Genomic DNA, 16,925 nt, shown 5'->3' on the forward strand with positions numbered 1-16,925 from the left:
AACGGATTAATTCCCCATGTTCAAAACCTCGGTCGGCAAGTAAGGTCACCGTGCTTTGCGGTGGCAATAGGGTGAGTACTTGTTCTAATACTGGACGATAATCCTCAAAGCCAACTGTGGCACTGCGATGTTCCAGCACTACTTGCGCCAAGCCAATCGACCTTCCTCCCCAAATCAAGCATACTTCTATTAAACAAAATTTATCCCACAGCATACTCGTATCTAGAACCAGTTCTAACGATGCTCCTGCAAATGCTTGCAGAAAGTGCTTCAGCAATGGGTTATAGAATGTTTCAGGGATGATGTGCGGATTATGCACAAAGTAGTTTAGTCTTTCCATTTGGCTCCTTGCTTTGCAGTCCCGATGGCTCAAATAGGGCAACCAATGACTAAGACTTGCACTTCCTGATTGTAATATTGCGGCTACTGCCTCAGCAAATCCTTGCAGATGTCGTTTGTCTTTTGGCTTAATCCATTGACGCATTTGTTGTTGTAGTTGAAGATAGAGGTGGGGTATTTGCATGAGAACTTTTGTTGAGGAACTTGAGTATCTCATGTTTTGCCCTTTCCCTATCTCCTGTCTCATTATGAGAATCTATGTGTGTCAACTCTTTCAAGACTTTTCTGCACCACTAAGGGCGTTTACCTACGAGGAGTTTTGAGAAATGAGTTTGCAAAGCTAAAAACGTTATGATACGACTGTTTTGTTCAATAATAAGGTAAATTCAATGGCGATCGCATTACCAAAAAAAATCATGCTTCTTGGCTCTGGCGAACTAGGTAAGGAGGTTGCAATTGCCGCCCAAAGACTCGGTAATACCGTGATTGCGGTCGATCGCTATGACAATGCACCTGCGATGCAAGTTGCCGATTATCGAGAAGTTATTTCGATGTTAGATGGTGATGCCCTCGAAGCCATTGTGAAAAAGTATCAACCTGATTTGATCGTGCCAGAAGTGGAAGCAATCCGTACCGAGAAACTGCTCGAAATGGAGGCGCAAGGTTACACAGTCATTCCCACCGCCGCCGCTACCAACTTCACGATGAACCGCGATCGCATTCGAGATTTAGCAAGTAATGAATTGGGCTTACGTACTGCCAAATATGCCTACGCCACCAGCTTTGATGAATTGAAAACCGTTGCCGCTGAAATTGGGTTCCCGAATGTGATTAAACCCGTCATGTCCTCCTCTGGTAAGGGTCAATCTGTCGTCAATTCCACCGACGACCTAGAAAAAGCGTGGGATTATGCGATCGCTGGAGGGCGGGGCGACACCGCTAAAATCATCATCGAAGAATTCATCAATTTTGAAGTCGAAATTACCCTGTTGACCATCCGCCAATGGCAGGGAGAGACGCTATTTTGTGAGGCGATCGGACATCGTCAGGAACGGGGTGACTACCAAGAGTCATGGCAACCCGTCGGCTTGACCTCTGCCCAAGTCAAAGATGCACAGGACATTGCGCGCCAAGTCACCGATAAACTCGGCGGCGCAGGGCTTTTCGGCGTGGAATTTTTCATCACTAAAGACGAAGTAATTTTCTCTGAACTATCCCCCCGTCCCCACGACACAGGAATGGTTACCCTCATTTCCCAAAATCTTAACGAATTTGAACTCCATTTACGCGCGATTTTAGGCTTGCCGATTCCCACGATTGAATTGCTCAGTCCTTCGGCCAGTGCTGTCATTCTTGCCAGCGAAACCAGTGACAATATTTCTTTTACAGGTGTAGAAGAAGCCCTTGCGATTCCTAACACGGAAATCCGTTTATTTGGTAAACCAGATTCTCGTCCCTACCGACGCATGGGTATCGCTTTGGCTAAAGGAAAAGATGCCATAGAATCCCGTAAAAAAGCAACAGAAGCTGCCTCCAAAGTCAAAATCATCTAATTGACATAGGGGACAAATAGTAAAGTTAAACTAATTACAGTTCCCATCGATCGGAGTGATGATGAACAAATTAAATCTCTATTTGAGCAAATTAATCGAGAATAAAATAGACAATTAGATCTATTGGTGAATAATGCCTACGATAGAGTGCGATCGCTAAGGGACAAGCGAATAAATAAAGTGCCATTTCAGATTTTAGAGAATTTTTACTGATTCGGTTATGACTGTTGCTTTGGTTGATCGCCTCTTGCACCATGCTCTGATTATTGAGATTCAGGCTGATAGTTTTCGCAAACAGGTGGCTACTGTTCGTTGTCTCAACTAAGTGTCATTTGCTGTTGCGTCAATTATTTTTTCTTCTCTCAACCAGCCAAGTTAATTGTCGCCACCAGACAAGTTAGTTGACATTTAACAGATTATTTGATTTCATGGATTTTTAATCTATATCTACTAATATTTTGGGATAGTTTTCTTAAGCTGAAACGCAGACGTTTAATTAACAGAAAACTGTTATAGTCGAGAACCTGTGGAATTACAAATATTTATAAGGATTTACAAGGAGATAACCCATGGAATGGTATTTACTGGCTTTAAAAAAGTATAAAGATTTTGATGGAAGGTCAAAGCGAAATGAGTACTGGTACTTTGTTTTATTCAATTTTCTGTTTGCTCTTGTGCTAGGGATTATTGATGGAGTACTACGTTTAACTCTTCCAGGATCAGGAATTGGTTTACTTGGTGGTCTTTATTCTCTAGCTATTTTAGTGCCTGGCGTTGCAGCAGGTATTAGAAGACTCCACGATACGGGTCGAAGTGGTTGGTGGCTATTAATAGCATTCATTCCTTTTGTAGGCGCTATTGTTTTGATCGTATTCTTAGCGGCTGAAAGTCAGCCTGAACGGAATCAGTACGATTCATAAAAACCAAAAGATAATAGCGGCGCGAAGCGCCGCTATTATCTTTTGGTTATTTCGGTTCAGACTGAAGCGCGAAGTGCTGCAAACAATGAAGTTACAAGCCTGCAAACCATTCGTAGCCCTCATCTTCCCAATAGCCTCTACGTTGTGGGACAAGTTCATTGGTGAAGGTAACGCGAATCACCCATTTTGATAGCTTGTAGCCGAGCTTAATTGGAGAAGCCAAACGTAAAGGTGCGCCATTCTCAATTGGGAGATCTTGACCATTTTTTTGATAGGCAAGTAAAGTCTGGGGATGTAAAGCCGAAGCTATATCCCAACTCTCATAATAATTATCGGCGGACTCAAAATAGACATAACGCGCTCCTGCCTTTGGTTGAACTAACTTCGCAAGATCGTATAGACGCACGCCTCCCCACTGCACGATCGCAGCCCAACCTTCTACACATACATGTCGAATCACCATTGAGAATAATGGCAATGTTTGAATATCTTTCATGCTCAATTGCATGGGACGTTCCACAGCACCGTCAACTATTAATTTAAATGAATTGGGATTGATGACAGGTGTGGTATCAAAAGAGTTAATCAATAATGCATTAGGCTCGATCGCACTAATTGGATATTCTGGGCTAGGCGTTTTTGCCTGAAAAATCAACTCTTCAATGCTTTGGTTGAGCGGCTCAAATAAAGCTCTCACATTTCCTGATTGCTGGTTGAGCGGCTTAAAAATCGGACTGACTTTACTGGAGTCACTAGAGCAGCTTCCCAAAAATAAGCCCATACTCGACAAGCCAGCATATTGCATTAGCTGACGACGTGAAACCCGACGGTGCAGATGTTTATCAAATTGCATTTTTTTATAACCTTTATGAATAAATAAAGCAGAGAATTCCCCTCACCCCTAGCCCCTCTCCCGCAGGAGAGGGGAATAAGAAATAAACTCTTGCTCCCCTTCTCCTGCGGGAGAAGGGGCTGGGGGATGAGGGCTTTTCTAAATGAACATAGACCGAATCATCTTCAAACCGCCCACTCTAAAGGATAGAAAAATATGAACGATCGCAAAAATCAGCACAATCGGAATCGTCAGGAAATGAGCGACACGGAGATTTTGCCAACTGCCGAATAAGCCTGAAATCCATGCAAATTGCACGGGCTTGTACATGCATAAACCAGAGAGAATTGCTAACAGCAAAATTGGCACGATCGCTGTATAAGCAATGCGATGCCAAGCATAGGTTTTGCGCTTAGGATTTGCAGCTTGAATCGCTTGAATATCTTTGTCAGAAGCAAATCGATGCTTCCAACGGCGGGTAATAAAAATGTAGATGCCATAAATCAGTAGGCTCATCGAAAATAGCCACATTGAGGCGAAATGCCAATTTCTTCCTGCACCTAGCCACCCGCCTAAAAGTAATTCTTTGGGAAATCGCCAACCCGCACGTCCACCAAAGACTGGATTGGCATTATAAATTTGCAGTCCGCTAGCTGTCATCAAAATCAGCGCGATCAAATTAAAGGAATGGAATGACTTAGCAACGATCGCTTGTTTGGGCGTAGGGGAAGGTTTCTTACTCATGATTTGTTACTGATTTGTTAGGGTTCTGCGATTTAATAAAGAACCAAATTTCTTGTGGCGCGGCTTCGCCCCGCCACAAGAAATTTATTTTACTGATAGGACTTTATAAAGGTAAGGTCGGGAAATATGGCGCTAACCAAAGCTGTATCTTTACATCCCAGCCTAAAAGAATCGCGATCGCCGTAAGAGAGATCATCACGCCACCTATTTTTTGCAAAAGTTGGCTACGCGATCGCAATTTCAAGAATGATTTACTAAAGTACCGACTCGCATAGGCAAGCAATAATATCGGCAATCCTGTTCCTAATCCATAGACAAGCAGCAAAATAAAAGCGGTGAAGATCTCATGGTCAGCGGCGGCGAGAATTAAAATGCTGCCTAGTACGGGGCCAGCACAAGGTGTCCATAACAAGCCTAATTGTGCGCCCAACCAAAATTCTCCTCCTAAGTTAACCTTGGTCGGCTCTTTGACTTTAAATGCAGGGAATTTGCTAGATACTTTGCTGATTAAGAGATAGCCCAATTTCGGGAAAATCGATAGTAAGCCCAACGCTAGCAAAAAGAAGATCGCAAAATTCCGAATAATATTGCTTAAATCTGTGAGCCAGTTACTCGCAATTCCTAACAAGCTGCCCGCGATCGCAAATCCGCTAATCAATCCAGCTACTAGAGCCAATGGTCCATAGCGATGAGTTTGCAACGACCTACCAACGACGATCGGCAAAATCGGCAAAATACATGGTGAGAAAGCAGTTAATAAACCACCTAATATTGCTAAACCGATTGATAATGGCGAAAGTGAGAGCGACATGCGCTTAAATCCTAGCCTAGTAATTGCTTGATGGTTTGCTCTGTGCGATCATACGCGCCTTCGCCAATGTGGTCATAGACGAGATTACCTTGGCGATCGGCTAAATACAGATGCGGCCAATATTCATTTCCATAGGCTTTCCAAGTTTTAAACTCGTTGTCAATGGGAACTGGATAAAGGATACCGTGTTTTTGCATGGCATCTTTGATATTATTCGCATCGCGCTCAAAGGCAAACTCTGGGGTATGCACGCCAATAATCTTTAATCCTTTGGAAGCATAGCGATCGTGCCATTTTGTAACATAGGGTAATGTGCGCTGGCAGTTGATGCAGCTAAAAGTCCAGAACTGAATCAAGACGACATTTCCCTTTAGTTCCTGAATAGTCAAAGGATTAGAATTTAACCATTGAGAAATGCCTTGGAACTCTGGCAATTTTTGACTACTTGCTTTAGATTTTTCATCCACAGCTTTAACTTCTGAATTATTTGGTTTGGTAGTAGCAGCGGTAGGATTTGATTCTACAGATGTTTTAGAAGCGATCGCTGTAGGTGGATTTGTCGAGCCGATTTGAGCAGCACATGCGGCACTCCCAATTCCTACAGCTCCTAAGCCCAAATAAGTTAAAAAACGACGGCGGCGCAGCAATCTTACATTCACAATATGGTCTCCCAATTAAATTATTGATGATTGCTAAACTTTATATACAGCCCCAACATTAAAATTCATTGAGGAATTGATTAGATTCTCCTTAAGAACCTACCGTCTACACACAAGTCATCAACCCACCAGTTAAGTCAACATTTATCTAAGCCCCCTAGCCCCAATTCTGGGGGAACAAGAAAATAACAGTCTTTCAAAGTCCCCCAGAATTGGGGGATTTAGGGGGCTTAGATAAATCACAACGAAGACAAATTGACTTGAGTGTATAGGGTAGCCTTAAGAACAAGATGAGTTCTTGAATGTTTTTTAGACTCATGACAAAGGAGCAAAGCCAAAAGTAGCGTTAAACTTACGACACCAAATTGCTACAGACTTGTAACTATCTGGTTGAACATTCTTGGGAATCTCGTAGCGCTGCTTACCATTAAAACTTTTGAGAGGAGCAATTAATGCATAATCCCCCTCAGCGATCGCAAAGTCAGGTGGTTTAGATATATTCAGAATATTTGGCGATCGATGTAAAACCACAAAAAGATCTGGGCCATTTTCTGATGTCTTAAACCCTTCATTAAGTTCAATGAAATAAGTTCCATTTTCTTGAACAATGCTAGCCTTGCCGTTAGTGGTATGCTCAGCACTTATAAAACTTCCAGATCTCGATTTGGTATTGGCTTTTGTATTAGTTTCTAGAGGAGCAGAAGCAGCTGGTGTAGAAATCGCTTCTGCTTGAGAAGTTTTTTGGCTGTTTGTTGGGATAGAAGCACATCCCAATATTAAAACTACTGCCGCAGTAGCCAAACTTAAATTTTTTGCAATCATAAATTTATAGATGTGTTGATAATTTATCCTAGAGACAATTCATGAGCGTGTTCTGCATTTGTTTTGCAAATGAGTAGGTACTCATTTGCAAAACGCTATAGGCTATTGTTTGGGTGCATCAGCAGGTTTACCATCTTTCATGGCATCACCTTTCATCGCGTCATTCTTCATTGCGTCAGCAGGCTTACCATCTTTCATCGCATCGCCTTTCATGGCATCATTCTTCATCGCATCAGCAGGCTTTGCCTCATTCTTCATTGCGTCGCCAGTTTTATCTTTCATTGCATCAGCAGGCTTACCATCCTTCATGGCATCACCTTTCATCGCATCATTCTTCATCGCGTCGCCAGTTTTATCTTTCATTGCATCGCCTTTCATCGCGTCAGCAGGCTTGGCAGATGGAGTGGATTGAGTCGCAGGAGTTGCTTCAGGTGTGGTGGGGGTAGCAGAACATGAAACAATTCCAGCAGTCAAAGCCAAACCAGCAATAAGTCCAAGAAATCTATAGTTCATCGTTGTAAGCTCTCATTCCAAAAAGTTGAGGTGGAGTAATCCTTTCGAGGGTTACTTATTGGATATACGAATGAGCTAGCAAATTGGATGAACTAACTTCAAATAAAATAAGGAACCAATTTGTTTGTGGCGCGGCTTCGCCGCGCCACAAACAAATTGGTTCCTTATAATTACACTTCGCCTTTCATGACCATTTCACCTGTGGGTTCAGGCATATCTTTGTTTGGCTCAATCGTGATAATTAAGGTCGTAGTTTGTTTAAGGGCATTACCTAGTGGCACTTTCACAAAAACTTTGCCCTGCTCATCAGGACGGAATTGAGCGCAATCGACCTTTTTGCCATCAACGATCGCCCAAAGCCGATAACTATTGTCTTGAGGAATTGGCATCAGATTCTGAATGCTGATCATGGCGGTTTTTTCAGTAGGCGCAATCATCACACTTCCAGTAGCCGTAGGAATTGCGCCCATCCCTTTAAGTGAGATCATGCGATTGTCAGAACCTTGCAGCATTGCAATGGTTTCGCGATGTTTTTGCAACTCAATTTGATTAGTAGCGATCTGTTGGCGCATTTGATAATTGTCAAAACCGAGAGCAATTAATGCGATCGCACCTATGCTACTTAAACCAATCGTGGCTAATTTCCAGAGATTTCTGCGTCGAGGCGATCGATTAATTGGTACTAAGAGATCATTTAATGAGTCTATCGATGGATCTAATGGATCTGTTAATAGATTTTCTACGGTGATTGGGATAGCCTGTGCAGCAATGCGATCGCGAAGATTTTTGGCTGGATAGGTTTCGCTCAAGCCCAGAGGCAGCATTGCTAACGTTTCTTGAAAGAGATCGATTTTTGTGACTATGTCTGGATGCTCTAGGATAATTTTATGCATCTCGATAACTTCTTCAGGATCGAGATCTCCTAATACATATCCTGCTAATAGTTCTTCCCATTCATGGGGATATTTATTTTGTGGTGTCGTCATAATCACTCCAACGTATCCTGCAAACTTTCTCTCAATCGAATCAATCCATTTCGCGCCCAAGACTTGACCGTCCCCAATGGAGCACCTAGCATTTTAGCAATTTCAGATTGGCTGAGTCCATCAAAATATGCCATTTCTAATACTTGGCGATGATTGGCAGGCAACTTTGCCAAGGCTAATTTCACTTTTTCTGAACGTTCGGCAAGTGACGCATTTTCCATGAGTGATGAGGTTCTGATGTCAAGTTCTGAAGCAATACCCTGTTCCCATTTTTGGAGATGCTGTTGTTGCGATCGCGTTTTACGAATGCGGTCAATCGCTCGCGATCGGGTCAAGACTGTCAAAAAAGTGGAGATCGAACCGCGCTTACTGTCGTAAGTACTATTGCGACTAAGCAAAATGAAGATCTCTTGGGTGAGGTCTTCCGCCTCTTGGGGGCTACCTAAGATCCTTAATGATAAGCGGTAAACCAACTCACCATAGCGATCGTAAAAGATGCCAAAAGCTTGACTGCTTCCCGATCGCCAAGCTTGCAGTATTTCTACATCGGTTTGCTCGGAGAGTTTCATAGGGAAAGTGAATAAGCTTCGTTACTATACATACGCATCCTAAGCCAGAATGGATGAGTTATCAACCTCAAAGATGAAAGGCGGCGCTTCGCACCGTCTTTTATCTTGGGGTTATGGGTTGACTTCTTGCTCTGTCCAATTTCCTTGCTCATCGCGTAGATATATCCAGCGGTTTTGGGGCGTTCCGCGTAATTCGAGGCGATCGCATTCGGTGGGATTTAGCAAAAGCAAACAAAAAGTATCAAGAGGCTGAATAGGATCGGGTAGCGCTATCTCTAGAAAATCAACTCTCGGCTCCCTTGGATGCGCCCATGCAAACTGCATTCTAGCTGGTTCCGAGAGCGCTTGCCATGCAGCCGATCGCGCTGTTTGTAATTCTAAATCTGAACATGCATTATCAACCAATATTAGGTTGCCAAAAATCCGAAATTGCGATCGCGTTTTCGTGAAATACCAATTTACCTCCGCCCAAGGATTAGCCTTAATTTGCTCAATCTTCTGACTGCGCGAGTCTGTAACGATTTTTAGGCAATCAGGAAAGCGATCGCTATTTTCGAGAAAGCCGCGAAATACGACTGTGCGATTGCGTGGACGTTGCTCCAAATCAATCGTGGCAAGTTGTAAAAACCTTGCTTCGGGTTGATTGCGATGTTGATGTAAACTTCGAGCTAGATGCGATCGCCACATAAAACCATTCGGAGGACTAATGTTGATAAAGGGTTGCTTGCGGCTAATAAATTTTATATTAGGCGATTACTTAAATCATTTGGTTAGCGATCGCTCTGCTATTTCAAATTATCTATCCAATACAAAATTAAACAGTTCCTACTGACGTTAAGATTAAACTAGGTAAGCTCAAAGAAAAATCTTATGAACTTAAAAAATAGTCTGCTAACTCGTATTACGCAAACTGCTGGACAATGTGGTGGTCGTCCTTGTATTCGAGGGATGCGAATTCGGGTGACTGATATTTTAGAAATGCTGTCGAAAAATGTAAGTATTACTGAAATCCTAGAAGATTTTCCTGATTTAGAGCTAGCTGATATTCAAGCTTGTCTAGTTTTTGCGGCGCGGCGTACTGATTTTCTTCTGCCCTATGTGAGTGATGATGAGCAAGCAGAAATTGATGCTGATTTTGGATCTCCGTCTGGCTATGACGAGGATAAAGTGGTTGATATGACAGATTGGGTGAAATATGGCGGTCAATTTTTGCAAGTAAGCAATTACCAAATTAATTAGCAAGAGTATAAGAAATGATCACTGTAGAAACGATTGTAAATGAATTAAATTCAATGCCAGAGCCTTTATTAGCGGAGGTACTCAGCTTTATTCGAGCGGCTAAAAATAAATCAGTTCAACTATCTCAACAGTTAGGGTTTCAGCGTGTGGCTGGGTTGCATGAGGGGCAAATCTGGATGAGCGATGATTTTAATGAGCCTTTACCAGATGAGTTTTGGTTAGGAGATGATGATTGATGAGAGTCTTGATTGATACTCATGTTTTCATCTGGTGGACTAGTGATGTGAAAAAACTTTCGTCACGAGTTCATGATTTGTTACTAAATCCTAGTACTGAGGCTATTTTGAGTATGGTCAGTATTTGGGAAATGCAGATTAAGTTGTCTTTAGGAAAGCTGCAATTTAGGACGGCTTTATCGGAATTAGTGGATGATGAAATAAATCGCAATCGAATTGAATTACTTCCATTGTCTTTGTCTCATATTTATGCGCTTAGCAATCTTCCTAATCATCATCGAGATCCGTTTGATCGCATATTAATTGCTCAGTCTATGGATGAGGATTTACAAATTCTTAGTATTGATGAGAAGTTTGATGCTTATGGTGTTAAACGTTTGTGGTGATATGGGACTAAAAGCACATCACCAAAGCTATAGGTTGTCATAGGCGGCATCTTCGGGGTTGTCCCATATTTTGGTAAAACAAGATTCTGAGAGTTTAGTGGATGTGGTTACAAGGGCTTGTGAAGAGTTTGGGCGTTGATAGAGAAAGTCGATAAAGTTTTCTAATTCAACAATTTTATCGAATGGAAGCTTGCGGATTTTTTCTAGTAATCTTTGTTCGGATTTAACATCGGATTGAATTGTGTTTGCTTGCATAGTTATGTGCCTATACTAAGGCAGATTGTAAAAATAACTTAAGCAACTCTTATATTAGATTTATTTTAGATATAGCTTATCTGCCATATCTAGTCTAATTTCAGAATTTCCATTGAAATGGGTAGTTCTATCTCAAAATACTTAAGTTGTTTTTACACGTTGCCTAAAGTAGTTACTCATGATTACCTCTCCGTCTCAGCACTTTTCCTTACTAAGAGAAATAGGTGGGGACTGATTTGCAGTTTCAAGTTAGGGTTTGGTATAACTTTCTGCTTTTCATGTAACGTGTTATCCAATCTATTAGGTTCATTTTTGAACAAGGTTACCTTTTTGGTATAGCAATTCTGGGGACTCATCATTTCCAACTAATTCTTATTGCCTAATTTCATTATAAAATTGAGCAGGCAACTCGAAAACCTAAGTCATATGCGCGTGTTTTGAGAGGAATAGCCATGCGGTGAGCACTGCGACAAGCCCCCGGAATCATCAGGAACGAACCTCCCCGAACCACCCGTTTTTCATTATCTCCATCTGTCATCCAAGCAGTGCCATCGGTCGGTGCGCCTGCATAATTGTCGTGAGAGTAATCAGCACACCACTCAAAAACATTGCCATGCATATCGTACAAACCAAAAGAATTCGGCAAGTAACTTCCCACAGGAGTCGTTTCTCCCACCCCCTCGCCTTTTACCGCCTTAATCAAAGAGTTGACACTCCCAATAACTCCAGTTGCTCCGCTACAGTTGGCTAGACTTGGTGTTATTGTCTCTCCAAAATAGAACGGAGTAGCTATTCCTGCGCGACAGGCATATTCCCATTCAGCTTCATTAAGTAAGCGATATTGATGCCGAGTAAAGAGCGAGAGACGCTGACAAAATTCTATAGCCTCGCTCGAAGATACTAGTTCAACAGGTCGGTTGTCACCCTTCCAGTGTGAAGGGTCTCGCTCAAAACCATCTTCAACTTGAGGCAGAGCAGCAACAGCTCGCCATTGCGATTGTGTGATGGGATATTTGCTGATACAGAGGGAAGGCACCATAACAGAATGCTGAGGCGTTGCAACGCGAATACCGTTGATGTTATTGGCAAAAGCAAACCCTACCTGCTTTTCTCCTTCTGGCATGCCCATCAAAAAAGTTCCTTCTGGAATCTTAACCATCTCTAGCAATACCCCGTTACCCAAATCTTCAGCAAAAAACTCTGCCGTCTTCCTGGTACGGCTATTTTCCTTCCCTTTTTTATCAACAGTAATGACATCAAATTCAAAATGCTGAAATTTGACATCAGCAATATTCTGAGACCTAGAGTTTGACTTGCTTCCTGCTGCTTGGAGTTTATCTAACTCGTCCTGATAAGCAGCTTCCTTGGATATACTGAGTGGTTGTTCAACTCGGGCAACATTCTCACTATCTCTCGGTTTTACTGGCTGAAGCGCAGAGGGCTGTTCAACACAACTAAGATCCTCATCTTTAAGCGCTGACTGCTGAGTAAACTGTGCTTTAACCTCTTGCTGAATTGGTAAAACATCCTCATCTCTTAAACCAAGCATTTGCTGAAGCGTATTCAAGTCTTCACAGGCAAACTCACTCAGAGGATATTCATGCTCTGCTTCTGCAATCAACGTTTCTCGGTACTGTTGCAGATTTGCGAGTCGTGCCTGATAAGGACGCAATACCTCAGATTCAATTTCAGCCGCGTCTTCAATTGTCAGCCCTAGCTGTTGCCTTAATGTATTCAAAACCGCCCGTGCTGAGGGTCGAATTATGCCTGTACTGGCATACCGTGTAGCAGTTTTTCGATATCTCAACTTAGGATCGGTGACTTTCGCCTTCGCTAACACCAAATCAAACCCCATATCCTTGAGCGTAATTAACTTCGGAGTCATACTAGGTGCAGTTTCCTGAACCTTACTTGTTGCATAATCATGCAGCTCCCGCACCGAGATCTTGCCATCCTCATCGAGATCGCCCGCCCCCGTCTCGATACCCTCAATCAAATAACGAGTATAAAGAGATAGATCCGAACCCTGCTGTTCAAAGGAATATTGCGTAGAGCTAGAAGAAGTCAACACCACCCGACCTTCAGCCCCTAACTGTCCTTGCAGATCGACCGACCCATCATCCTTAGATTGCAAAGACGGATCGAAAGCACCACTAAAACAACAGTCCAAAATAATCGCTTGTCGCTTCGCACGACTGTTATTCATTACATCATGCAAAAATCTTGCAGGAACAGCCGTAGACCGAATCAGATCGCCCTTTGCCGATTTTTTGGTAATCCGAGTCGCAAAATATAAATTGTTATTATCATCCTTAATCCCATGCCCCGAAAAGAACAGCAGCACAAAATCATCCTTGCTACGCCCTGAGAATAAAGTCTCAACCTCATATTGCATTTCTTGAGGCTCAGGATTAGTTAAAATTTTCACCTCATCAAAGTCACCCATCTCTGAGTCCTTGAGGATGCGCTCCAAAGCCACAACATCCTTCACCGCCGCAGGCAGAGGATTTAACCCCACCTCGTACTCACTAACCCCAATCAACAATGCAACCTTAGCCATGACTTTCTACCTAAACGAGAGTTATCTATGCTGCCAAAAAGTCTTGTGCCGACTTAATCGCAAATTCTAATTCTTCACGACTATTTGCCTTCACCGACAACTTCTTACCATTACCCTCCACAGTAAACTCAATCGGCTTACCACCAAGGCGATCGCCTAGAAACCCCAAAAGTTTTTTCGCATTAGCCACACTCGCCTCAGCCGTCAGCAAACCCACCAAAAAACCACCCATTGATTTATTACCCTCTGGCGGATTTGGGTCAAGGACTCGATTCACCTCATCAACTTCATCTATTTGCTTCAACTCAGATACAAGGCGTTGCGCCTGTTCATCTAGTTCTTCTGAGTCAAGGTCAGGATCGTTAAAAGCGATCGTAAATTTAATACTGGAATCTGAAGCCATACTGATGTGGGGAGTTATTTATTTTTTCACCAATTATCCCAAATTATATCAGCTAGAACCTTGGATTTTTCGTACTGAAAATTTTTTGCATATAGCTAAAAAGCAAAAGCCTAATCACGCGATCGCTAGCGAATTTACACAAAAGCAAAAAAGGATTTAGGTTCTTATTTTGCTAGCCAGCTAAGCAACTCACCCACTGTAAATAGAAGACAAAATATTTAAAATCTCAGCAGAACTAATGTCATCGCGATCGGCAAATCCTGTATTTCCCCGCAAACTCGATTTGGGAATTGGTAATTCAAACTTTGCCCCCGCCTGTAACGCCCCCTCATATGCAAATGCTTTAAAAAATCCTCCTAAAAATGGCTGAGCATCACCACGTTCTCCACCTTGAATATGCGATCGGCAGAAATTAATAAATTGAAAAATATTTTCGCGATTTACAGTCATTATCTTAATTATTTGAAACTTATAGCAAAAAGGTTCGCTTCGCGAACCTTTTTGCTATGAACCAGATTGATTGTGTTGGCAATTCTGGCGATAGATAAGCTCTAACTGATTGCCAAATTTCATAAATAGCTTGGCTTGCTCATCTTGCAGTGCCAAAAACAAACGGTGAAATGCAGATGTAACAATTGCAATAATTAAACCTGTTGCAGTTGTAATTAGCGCCTCTGCAATCCCTTGGGTTAGCGATCCAGACTTTGTATTTGCTGCAACATCTCCAATTTTGAGGGAACCAAAGGAGCCGATTAGCCCAGTCACAGTTCCTAAAAGTCCTAACAAAGGCGCAAGCGTAATCGCAGCTTCGAGCAACTTTTCGCCCTTCAGCATTCCCGCTAATTCTTCGTCGGCAGTACTTTCAAGCGCGAGCCGAAATAGTTCAGGATCGGGATCTTCCAAGGCTAAAGGAGCATAGAGAAACCTCGCCACAGGAATCTTTAAGGATTGCTCCGCCGCCACCGATGCGAGCTTTAAATCTTGACGCGCGATCGCCAAAATATTTTCAGCAGTTTTTCGTTCTTGCTTGATGATGGCAAACCAAAAAATCAGCCGCTCCATGATCCCAGCCAACGCCAATACTGATAGTGCGATGAGTGGGTACATGACTGGCCCACCCGCCTTGATCAACTCAATCACTTGGATTGGACTCCTTTTCTTCTGCGGTTGACTCCCTTTCTTCACGTTCTCGGCTAAGTTGATTAATTAGTGACAGCACTTTGACACCGCGCTCAAAGGATCGATCTTCATGGAAGATAACTTCAGGAACGCGGCGCAATGATAATCGCTGCCCAACTTCACGCTTGATAAAGCCTGTAGCTGAAGCTAGCGCCTCCATAGTTTGTGCTCTTGCTTCTTCAGTACCGTAAATACTGACAAAGATTTTCACATGCTGGAGATCGCCTGATAGCTCGGCATCGGTGACACTGACCATGCCCATACCCACACGATCGTCTTTAATATCTTTCAGCAACATGTTACTGACTTCTCGCTTAATTAATTCAGCAACACGAGCAACTCGTCTTGTAGTAGCCATAGATTTGTACTTATCACAGTAAACTTTAATTTTTGAAACTAGTAGCTAGTCACAATCAAATATAAACCCCAAGATCTGCACCGCCCGCATAGCGGGCGGTGCAGATCTTGGCTTTGGTTTTTTAATTATGCCGAGCTACTTTGTTGATAAAAGTCCATCTTGGATGAACTTTTATCATATGCTGTCGTAATGCCGACAATCCTGACAGGGACCACTAGGATTGACCGTACAGCGAATGTAAGGCGATCGCGCATTATATTTGCAGCTCACACTGCCAATCACATAACCATACCCATCAATGCAGGTCATATCGGCGGGTGGTAATGCTTTGAGCTTTAAGGGGCTGGGAGTAGCGATCGCCGCCGAACTAATTTGCATTATTTGGCGATAGTGGGCTTGGGTACGGTGAAGTACCCAAAGAGATAGGATTGGTGGCGCTATACCCACTAACAAAATGATGATGATATCTAACATAATGCTTAACATGGTGATAGTTCAACATGTGGCGAAGTTGAAGATCGAATCAAATCTGTGTGAAGCTTTACTAGGCGATGTCTAGTCCTAGCATAGCTCTTAATACTAGGGATACACCAATAAATCCACTAACGATCGCCGAAATCATCGCGATCGCAGTTAGCGGCTTTTTGAATAAGGGAATAATCGGCGCAATCACTACAGACAGAACACCACCAGTGATTAGGGCTAAAAATTTGGGATAGCGGAGCAGGTTTTGGATAAAGTTTTTCATTGTTTAATTAGTTTAATACATTTGTATAAAAGTATAAAAGTCGCTCAGTACCTTTTGTGCCTATAGATTTGTGCTTTTTAGCTGTGGATAAGGCAAGGTTGAGATTTTGCGATCGGTATTGTGAGTAGTATTATCTGACAAATATTTTGTCAACGCCTCAGGATGATAATCCCAGTTTAAAAGACCAGCTAGCCCCATAAACAAACCGAAGGCAGCGGGAACCATCGCTGCACCATAGAGCCAGCCTTTTTGGGTGAGAGATGTCATCGCTAGCAACGCGATCGCAAGAGCAAAAGCGGCTTCTGACAAGTCAAACTGGTCATCATGGACATTCAACTGCTCGTATAGTTTTTCAGCATCCAAAGCTTGTTGCTGCAATTTTTCCTTTTCGTTATCTTGTTTAGCAGCGATCGCATCATACTTAGCAATTTCTTTGCCGTACTCAGCAAGAGCTTTGGGCTGCTGTGTCCCTAGAGCTTGTAACTTTAATTGAGCAACAGTCGATTTGGCAATTTCAGCGCGAACATTTCGAGCTTGATAAAATGCCCATGTATCAATGCGATCGGCTTGAGCTTTTTGCATAGCTTGCACGACATTGCCACTTTTGACTTGACACAACCCCATAAAGGTGACAAACAAAACTACTGTGACCGCCACGTAATTATTGAGCTGATTCTTGTTTTTTGTTTTTTGCTCTTTTTGAGGATCGTTTGGCTTTTGAGAGCCGTCTTGATCTCCTAATTCTTTATGTTCATCCTCGTTGTTGTCCTCAATAATCTCAGAGATATCAGATATTTCCATAACTTTTGGCTG

General features: G+C 42.6%; 23 protein-coding genes and 2 pseudogenes. 6 read left to right on the forward strand and 19 right to left on the reverse strand.

Annotation, left to right across the window (positions count from 1 at the left end; all coding sequences use genetic code 11):
• A pseudogene (locus tag APA_RS05170) lies at positions 1–523 on the reverse strand (IS4 family transposase); the annotation flags it as partial.
• Between the two features lie 205 nt (positions 524–728).
• Between APA_RS05170 and purT the strand changes: the two are divergent.
• The 3 genes from purT (at position 729) to APA_RS05180 (ending at position 2,812) form a co-directional block, all read left to right on the forward strand.
• Complete coding sequence (gene purT, locus APA_RS05175) at positions 729–1,892, forward strand: formate-dependent phosphoribosylglycinamide formyltransferase (protein WP_201321250.1); 1,164 nt, start codon at positions 729–731, stop codon at positions 1,890–1,892.
• A gap of 202 nt (positions 1,893–2,094) precedes the next feature.
• Positions 2,095–2,217: an ATP-binding protein gene (locus APA_RS25070; RefSeq protein WP_374101345.1), complete on the forward strand. Its 123-nt coding sequence runs from the start codon at positions 2,095–2,097 to the stop codon at positions 2,215–2,217.
• Positions 2,218–2,461: 244 nt separating this feature from the next.
• Positions 2,462–2,812, forward strand: coding sequence for a DUF805 domain-containing protein (locus APA_RS05180; RefSeq protein ID WP_201321251.1), 351 nt, complete (start codon positions 2,462–2,464; stop codon positions 2,810–2,812).
• 91 nt (positions 2,813–2,903) lie between these two features.
• Here APA_RS05180 and APA_RS05185 read toward each other — a convergent pair whose 3' ends face one another.
• The 9 genes from APA_RS05185 to APA_RS05225 all read right to left on the reverse strand — a co-directional run bounded on the left by APA_RS05185 (position 2,904) and on the right by APA_RS05225 (position 9,435).
• Entirely contained in the window at positions 2,904–3,665 is a 762-nt protein-coding gene (locus APA_RS05185) for a molybdopterin-dependent oxidoreductase (RefSeq protein ID WP_201321252.1), read from the reverse strand.
• 138 nt (positions 3,666–3,803) lie between these two features.
• Entirely contained in the window at positions 3,804–4,388 is a 585-nt protein-coding gene (locus APA_RS05190; protein WP_201321253.1) for a cytochrome b/b6 domain-containing protein, read from the reverse strand.
• 103 nt (positions 4,389–4,491) lie between these two features.
• Positions 4,492–5,199, reverse strand: coding sequence for a cytochrome c biogenesis CcdA family protein (locus APA_RS05195; RefSeq protein WP_201321254.1), 708 nt, complete (start codon positions 5,197–5,199; stop codon positions 4,492–4,494).
• Between the two features lie 11 nt (positions 5,200–5,210).
• Positions 5,211–5,858, reverse strand: a complete 648-nt coding sequence (locus tag APA_RS05200; RefSeq protein WP_201321255.1) for a thioredoxin family protein — start codon at positions 5,856–5,858, stop codon at positions 5,211–5,213.
• A 315-nt stretch (positions 5,859–6,173) separates the two neighbouring features.
• Positions 6,174–6,680 carry a DM13 domain-containing protein gene (locus APA_RS05205; protein WP_201321256.1) on the reverse strand — a complete coding sequence of 169 codons (507 nt, stop codon included), beginning with the start codon at positions 6,678–6,680 and terminating at the stop codon, positions 6,174–6,176.
• Between the two features lie 102 nt (positions 6,681–6,782).
• The gene (locus tag APA_RS05210; protein ID WP_201321257.1) at positions 6,783–7,193 is read right to left on the reverse strand and encodes a hypothetical protein; all 411 of its coding nucleotides are present in this window, start codon (positions 7,191–7,193) and stop codon (positions 6,783–6,785) included.
• A 170-nt stretch (positions 7,194–7,363) separates the two neighbouring features.
• Positions 7,364–8,179 (reverse strand): anti-sigma factor domain-containing protein, encoded by an 816-nt coding sequence (locus APA_RS05215; RefSeq protein ID WP_201321258.1) that lies wholly within the window; start codon positions 8,177–8,179, stop codon positions 7,364–7,366.
• Positions 8,180–8,181: 2 nt separating this feature from the next.
• Complete coding sequence (locus APA_RS05220; protein WP_201321259.1) at positions 8,182–8,748, reverse strand: sigma-70 family RNA polymerase sigma factor; 567 nt, start codon at positions 8,746–8,748, stop codon at positions 8,182–8,184.
• Between the two features lie 111 nt (positions 8,749–8,859).
• The gene (locus tag APA_RS05225; protein ID WP_201321260.1) at positions 8,860–9,435 is read right to left on the reverse strand and encodes an Npun_F5749 family FMN-dependent PPOX-type flavoprotein; all 576 of its coding nucleotides are present in this window, start codon (positions 9,433–9,435) and stop codon (positions 8,860–8,862) included.
• Positions 9,436–9,618: 183 nt separating this feature from the next.
• On the opposite strand from APA_RS05225, the pseudogene APA_RS05230 reads away from it, so the two are divergent.
• From APA_RS05230 to APA_RS05240, 3 genes and pseudogenes are all read left to right on the forward strand, one after another.
• Positions 9,619–9,834: pseudogene (locus APA_RS05230) on the forward strand (DUF433 domain-containing protein); the annotation flags it as partial.
• Between the two features lie 167 nt (positions 9,835–10,001).
• On the forward strand, positions 10,002–10,223 hold the full coding sequence (locus APA_RS05235) for a DUF2281 domain-containing protein (RefSeq protein ID WP_201321261.1): 222 nt from the start codon (positions 10,002–10,004) through the stop codon (positions 10,221–10,223).
• Complete coding sequence (locus tag APA_RS05240; RefSeq protein WP_201321262.1) at positions 10,223–10,609, forward strand: type II toxin-antitoxin system VapC family toxin; 387 nt, start codon at positions 10,223–10,225, stop codon at positions 10,607–10,609. Before APA_RS05235 ends, APA_RS05240 begins: the two co-directional genes overlap by 1 nt.
• Before the next feature lie 27 nt (positions 10,610–10,636).
• On the opposite strand, the gene APA_RS05245 is transcribed toward APA_RS05240, so the two are convergent.
• The 9 genes from APA_RS05245 to APA_RS05285 form a co-directional block, all read right to left on the reverse strand.
• A complete protein-coding gene (locus APA_RS05245) occupies positions 10,637–10,864 on the reverse strand; it encodes a toxin-antitoxin system, antitoxin component, Xre family protein (protein WP_201321263.1) in 228 nt (75 codons plus the stop codon).
• A 388-nt stretch (positions 10,865–11,252) separates the two neighbouring features.
• Positions 11,253–13,424 carry an SUMF1/EgtB/PvdO family nonheme iron enzyme gene (locus APA_RS05250; protein WP_201321264.1) on the reverse strand — a complete coding sequence of 724 codons (2,172 nt, stop codon included), beginning with the start codon at positions 13,422–13,424 and terminating at the stop codon, positions 11,253–11,255.
• A 25-nt stretch (positions 13,425–13,449) separates the two neighbouring features.
• Complete coding sequence (locus APA_RS05255; RefSeq protein ID WP_201321265.1) at positions 13,450–13,827, reverse strand: hypothetical protein; 378 nt, start codon at positions 13,825–13,827, stop codon at positions 13,450–13,452.
• 189 nt (positions 13,828–14,016) lie between these two features.
• Positions 14,017–14,277 carry a hypothetical protein gene (locus APA_RS05260; protein ID WP_201321266.1) on the reverse strand — a complete coding sequence of 87 codons (261 nt, stop codon included), beginning with the start codon at positions 14,275–14,277 and terminating at the stop codon, positions 14,017–14,019.
• 54 nt (positions 14,278–14,331) lie between these two features.
• Positions 14,332–14,967: a MotA/TolQ/ExbB proton channel family protein gene (locus APA_RS05265; RefSeq protein WP_201321267.1), complete on the reverse strand. Its 636-nt coding sequence runs from the start codon at positions 14,965–14,967 to the stop codon at positions 14,332–14,334.
• Positions 14,960–15,364: a 30S ribosome-binding factor RbfA gene (gene rbfA / locus APA_RS05270; RefSeq protein WP_201321268.1), complete on the reverse strand. Its 405-nt coding sequence runs from the start codon at positions 15,362–15,364 to the stop codon at positions 14,960–14,962. Before rbfA ends, APA_RS05265 begins: the two co-directional genes overlap by 8 nt.
• A 174-nt stretch (positions 15,365–15,538) precedes the next feature.
• Complete coding sequence (locus APA_RS05275; protein ID WP_201321269.1) at positions 15,539–15,850, reverse strand: DUF6464 family protein; 312 nt, start codon at positions 15,848–15,850, stop codon at positions 15,539–15,541.
• A 58-nt stretch (positions 15,851–15,908) separates the two neighbouring features.
• Positions 15,909–16,112 (reverse strand): DUF751 family protein, encoded by a 204-nt coding sequence (locus APA_RS05280; protein ID WP_201321270.1) that lies wholly within the window; start codon positions 16,110–16,112, stop codon positions 15,909–15,911.
• 60 nt (positions 16,113–16,172) lie between these two features.
• Complete coding sequence (locus APA_RS05285; RefSeq protein ID WP_201321271.1) at positions 16,173–16,913, reverse strand: DUF4337 domain-containing protein; 741 nt, start codon at positions 16,911–16,913, stop codon at positions 16,173–16,175.
• Positions 16,914–16,925 lie beyond the last annotated feature (12 nt).

The sequence above is a fragment of the Pseudanabaena sp. lw0831 genome (assembly GCF_016584665.1).
Classification (GTDB): Bacteria; Cyanobacteriota; Cyanobacteriia; order Pseudanabaenales; family Pseudanabaenaceae; genus Pseudanabaena.

Excerpts from the sequence above, each read along its gene's own strand:
- rbfA (WP_201321268.1), bottom strand. The coding sequence starts at position 15,364 with ATGGCTACTACAAGACGAGTTGCTCGTGTTGCTGAATTAATTAAGCGA.
- APA_RS05250 (WP_201321264.1), bottom strand. The coding sequence starts at position 13,424 with ATGGCTAAGGTTGCATTGTTGATTGGGGTTAGTGAGTACGAGGTGGGG.
- APA_RS05225 (WP_201321260.1), bottom strand. The coding sequence starts at position 9,435 with ATGTGGCGATCGCATCTAGCTCGAAGTTTACATCAACATCGCAATCAA.
- APA_RS05280 (WP_201321270.1), bottom strand. The coding sequence starts at position 16,112 with ATGAAAAACTTTATCCAAAACCTGCTCCGCTATCCCAAATTTTTAGCC.
- APA_RS05235 (WP_201321261.1), top strand. The coding sequence starts at position 10,002 with ATGATCACTGTAGAAACGATTGTAAATGAATTAAATTCAATGCCAGAG.
- APA_RS05245 (WP_201321263.1), bottom strand. The coding sequence starts at position 10,864 with ATGCAAGCAAACACAATTCAATCCGATGTTAAATCCGAACAAAGATTA.
- APA_RS05255 (WP_201321265.1), bottom strand. The coding sequence starts at position 13,827 with ATGGCTTCAGATTCCAGTATTAAATTTACGATCGCTTTTAACGATCCT.
- APA_RS05195 (WP_201321254.1), bottom strand. The coding sequence starts at position 5,199 with ATGTCGCTCTCACTTTCGCCATTATCAATCGGTTTAGCAATATTAGGT.
- APA_RS05275 (WP_201321269.1), bottom strand. The coding sequence starts at position 15,850 with ATGTTAAGCATTATGTTAGATATCATCATCATTTTGTTAGTGGGTATA.
- APA_RS05260 (WP_201321266.1), bottom strand. The coding sequence starts at position 14,277 with ATGACTGTAAATCGCGAAAATATTTTTCAATTTATTAATTTCTGCCGA.
- APA_RS05240 (WP_201321262.1), top strand. The coding sequence starts at position 10,223 with ATGAGAGTCTTGATTGATACTCATGTTTTCATCTGGTGGACTAGTGAT.
- APA_RS05185 (WP_201321252.1), bottom strand. The coding sequence starts at position 3,665 with ATGCAATTTGATAAACATCTGCACCGTCGGGTTTCACGTCGTCAGCTA.
- APA_RS05190 (WP_201321253.1), bottom strand. The coding sequence starts at position 4,388 with ATGAGTAAGAAACCTTCCCCTACGCCCAAACAAGCGATCGTTGCTAAG.
- purT (WP_201321250.1), top strand. The coding sequence starts at position 729 with ATGGCGATCGCATTACCAAAAAAAATCATGCTTCTTGGCTCTGGCGAA.
- APA_RS05205 (WP_201321256.1), bottom strand. The coding sequence starts at position 6,680 with ATGATTGCAAAAAATTTAAGTTTGGCTACTGCGGCAGTAGTTTTAATA.
- APA_RS05210 (WP_201321257.1), bottom strand. The coding sequence starts at position 7,193 with ATGAACTATAGATTTCTTGGACTTATTGCTGGTTTGGCTTTGACTGCT.
- APA_RS05220 (WP_201321259.1), bottom strand. The coding sequence starts at position 8,748 with ATGAAACTCTCCGAGCAAACCGATGTAGAAATACTGCAAGCTTGGCGA.
- APA_RS05180 (WP_201321251.1), top strand. The coding sequence starts at position 2,462 with ATGGAATGGTATTTACTGGCTTTAAAAAAGTATAAAGATTTTGATGGA.
- APA_RS05285 (WP_201321271.1), bottom strand. The coding sequence starts at position 16,913 with ATGGAAATATCTGATATCTCTGAGATTATTGAGGACAACAACGAGGAT.
- APA_RS05215 (WP_201321258.1), bottom strand. The coding sequence starts at position 8,179 with ATGACGACACCACAAAATAAATATCCCCATGAATGGGAAGAACTATTA.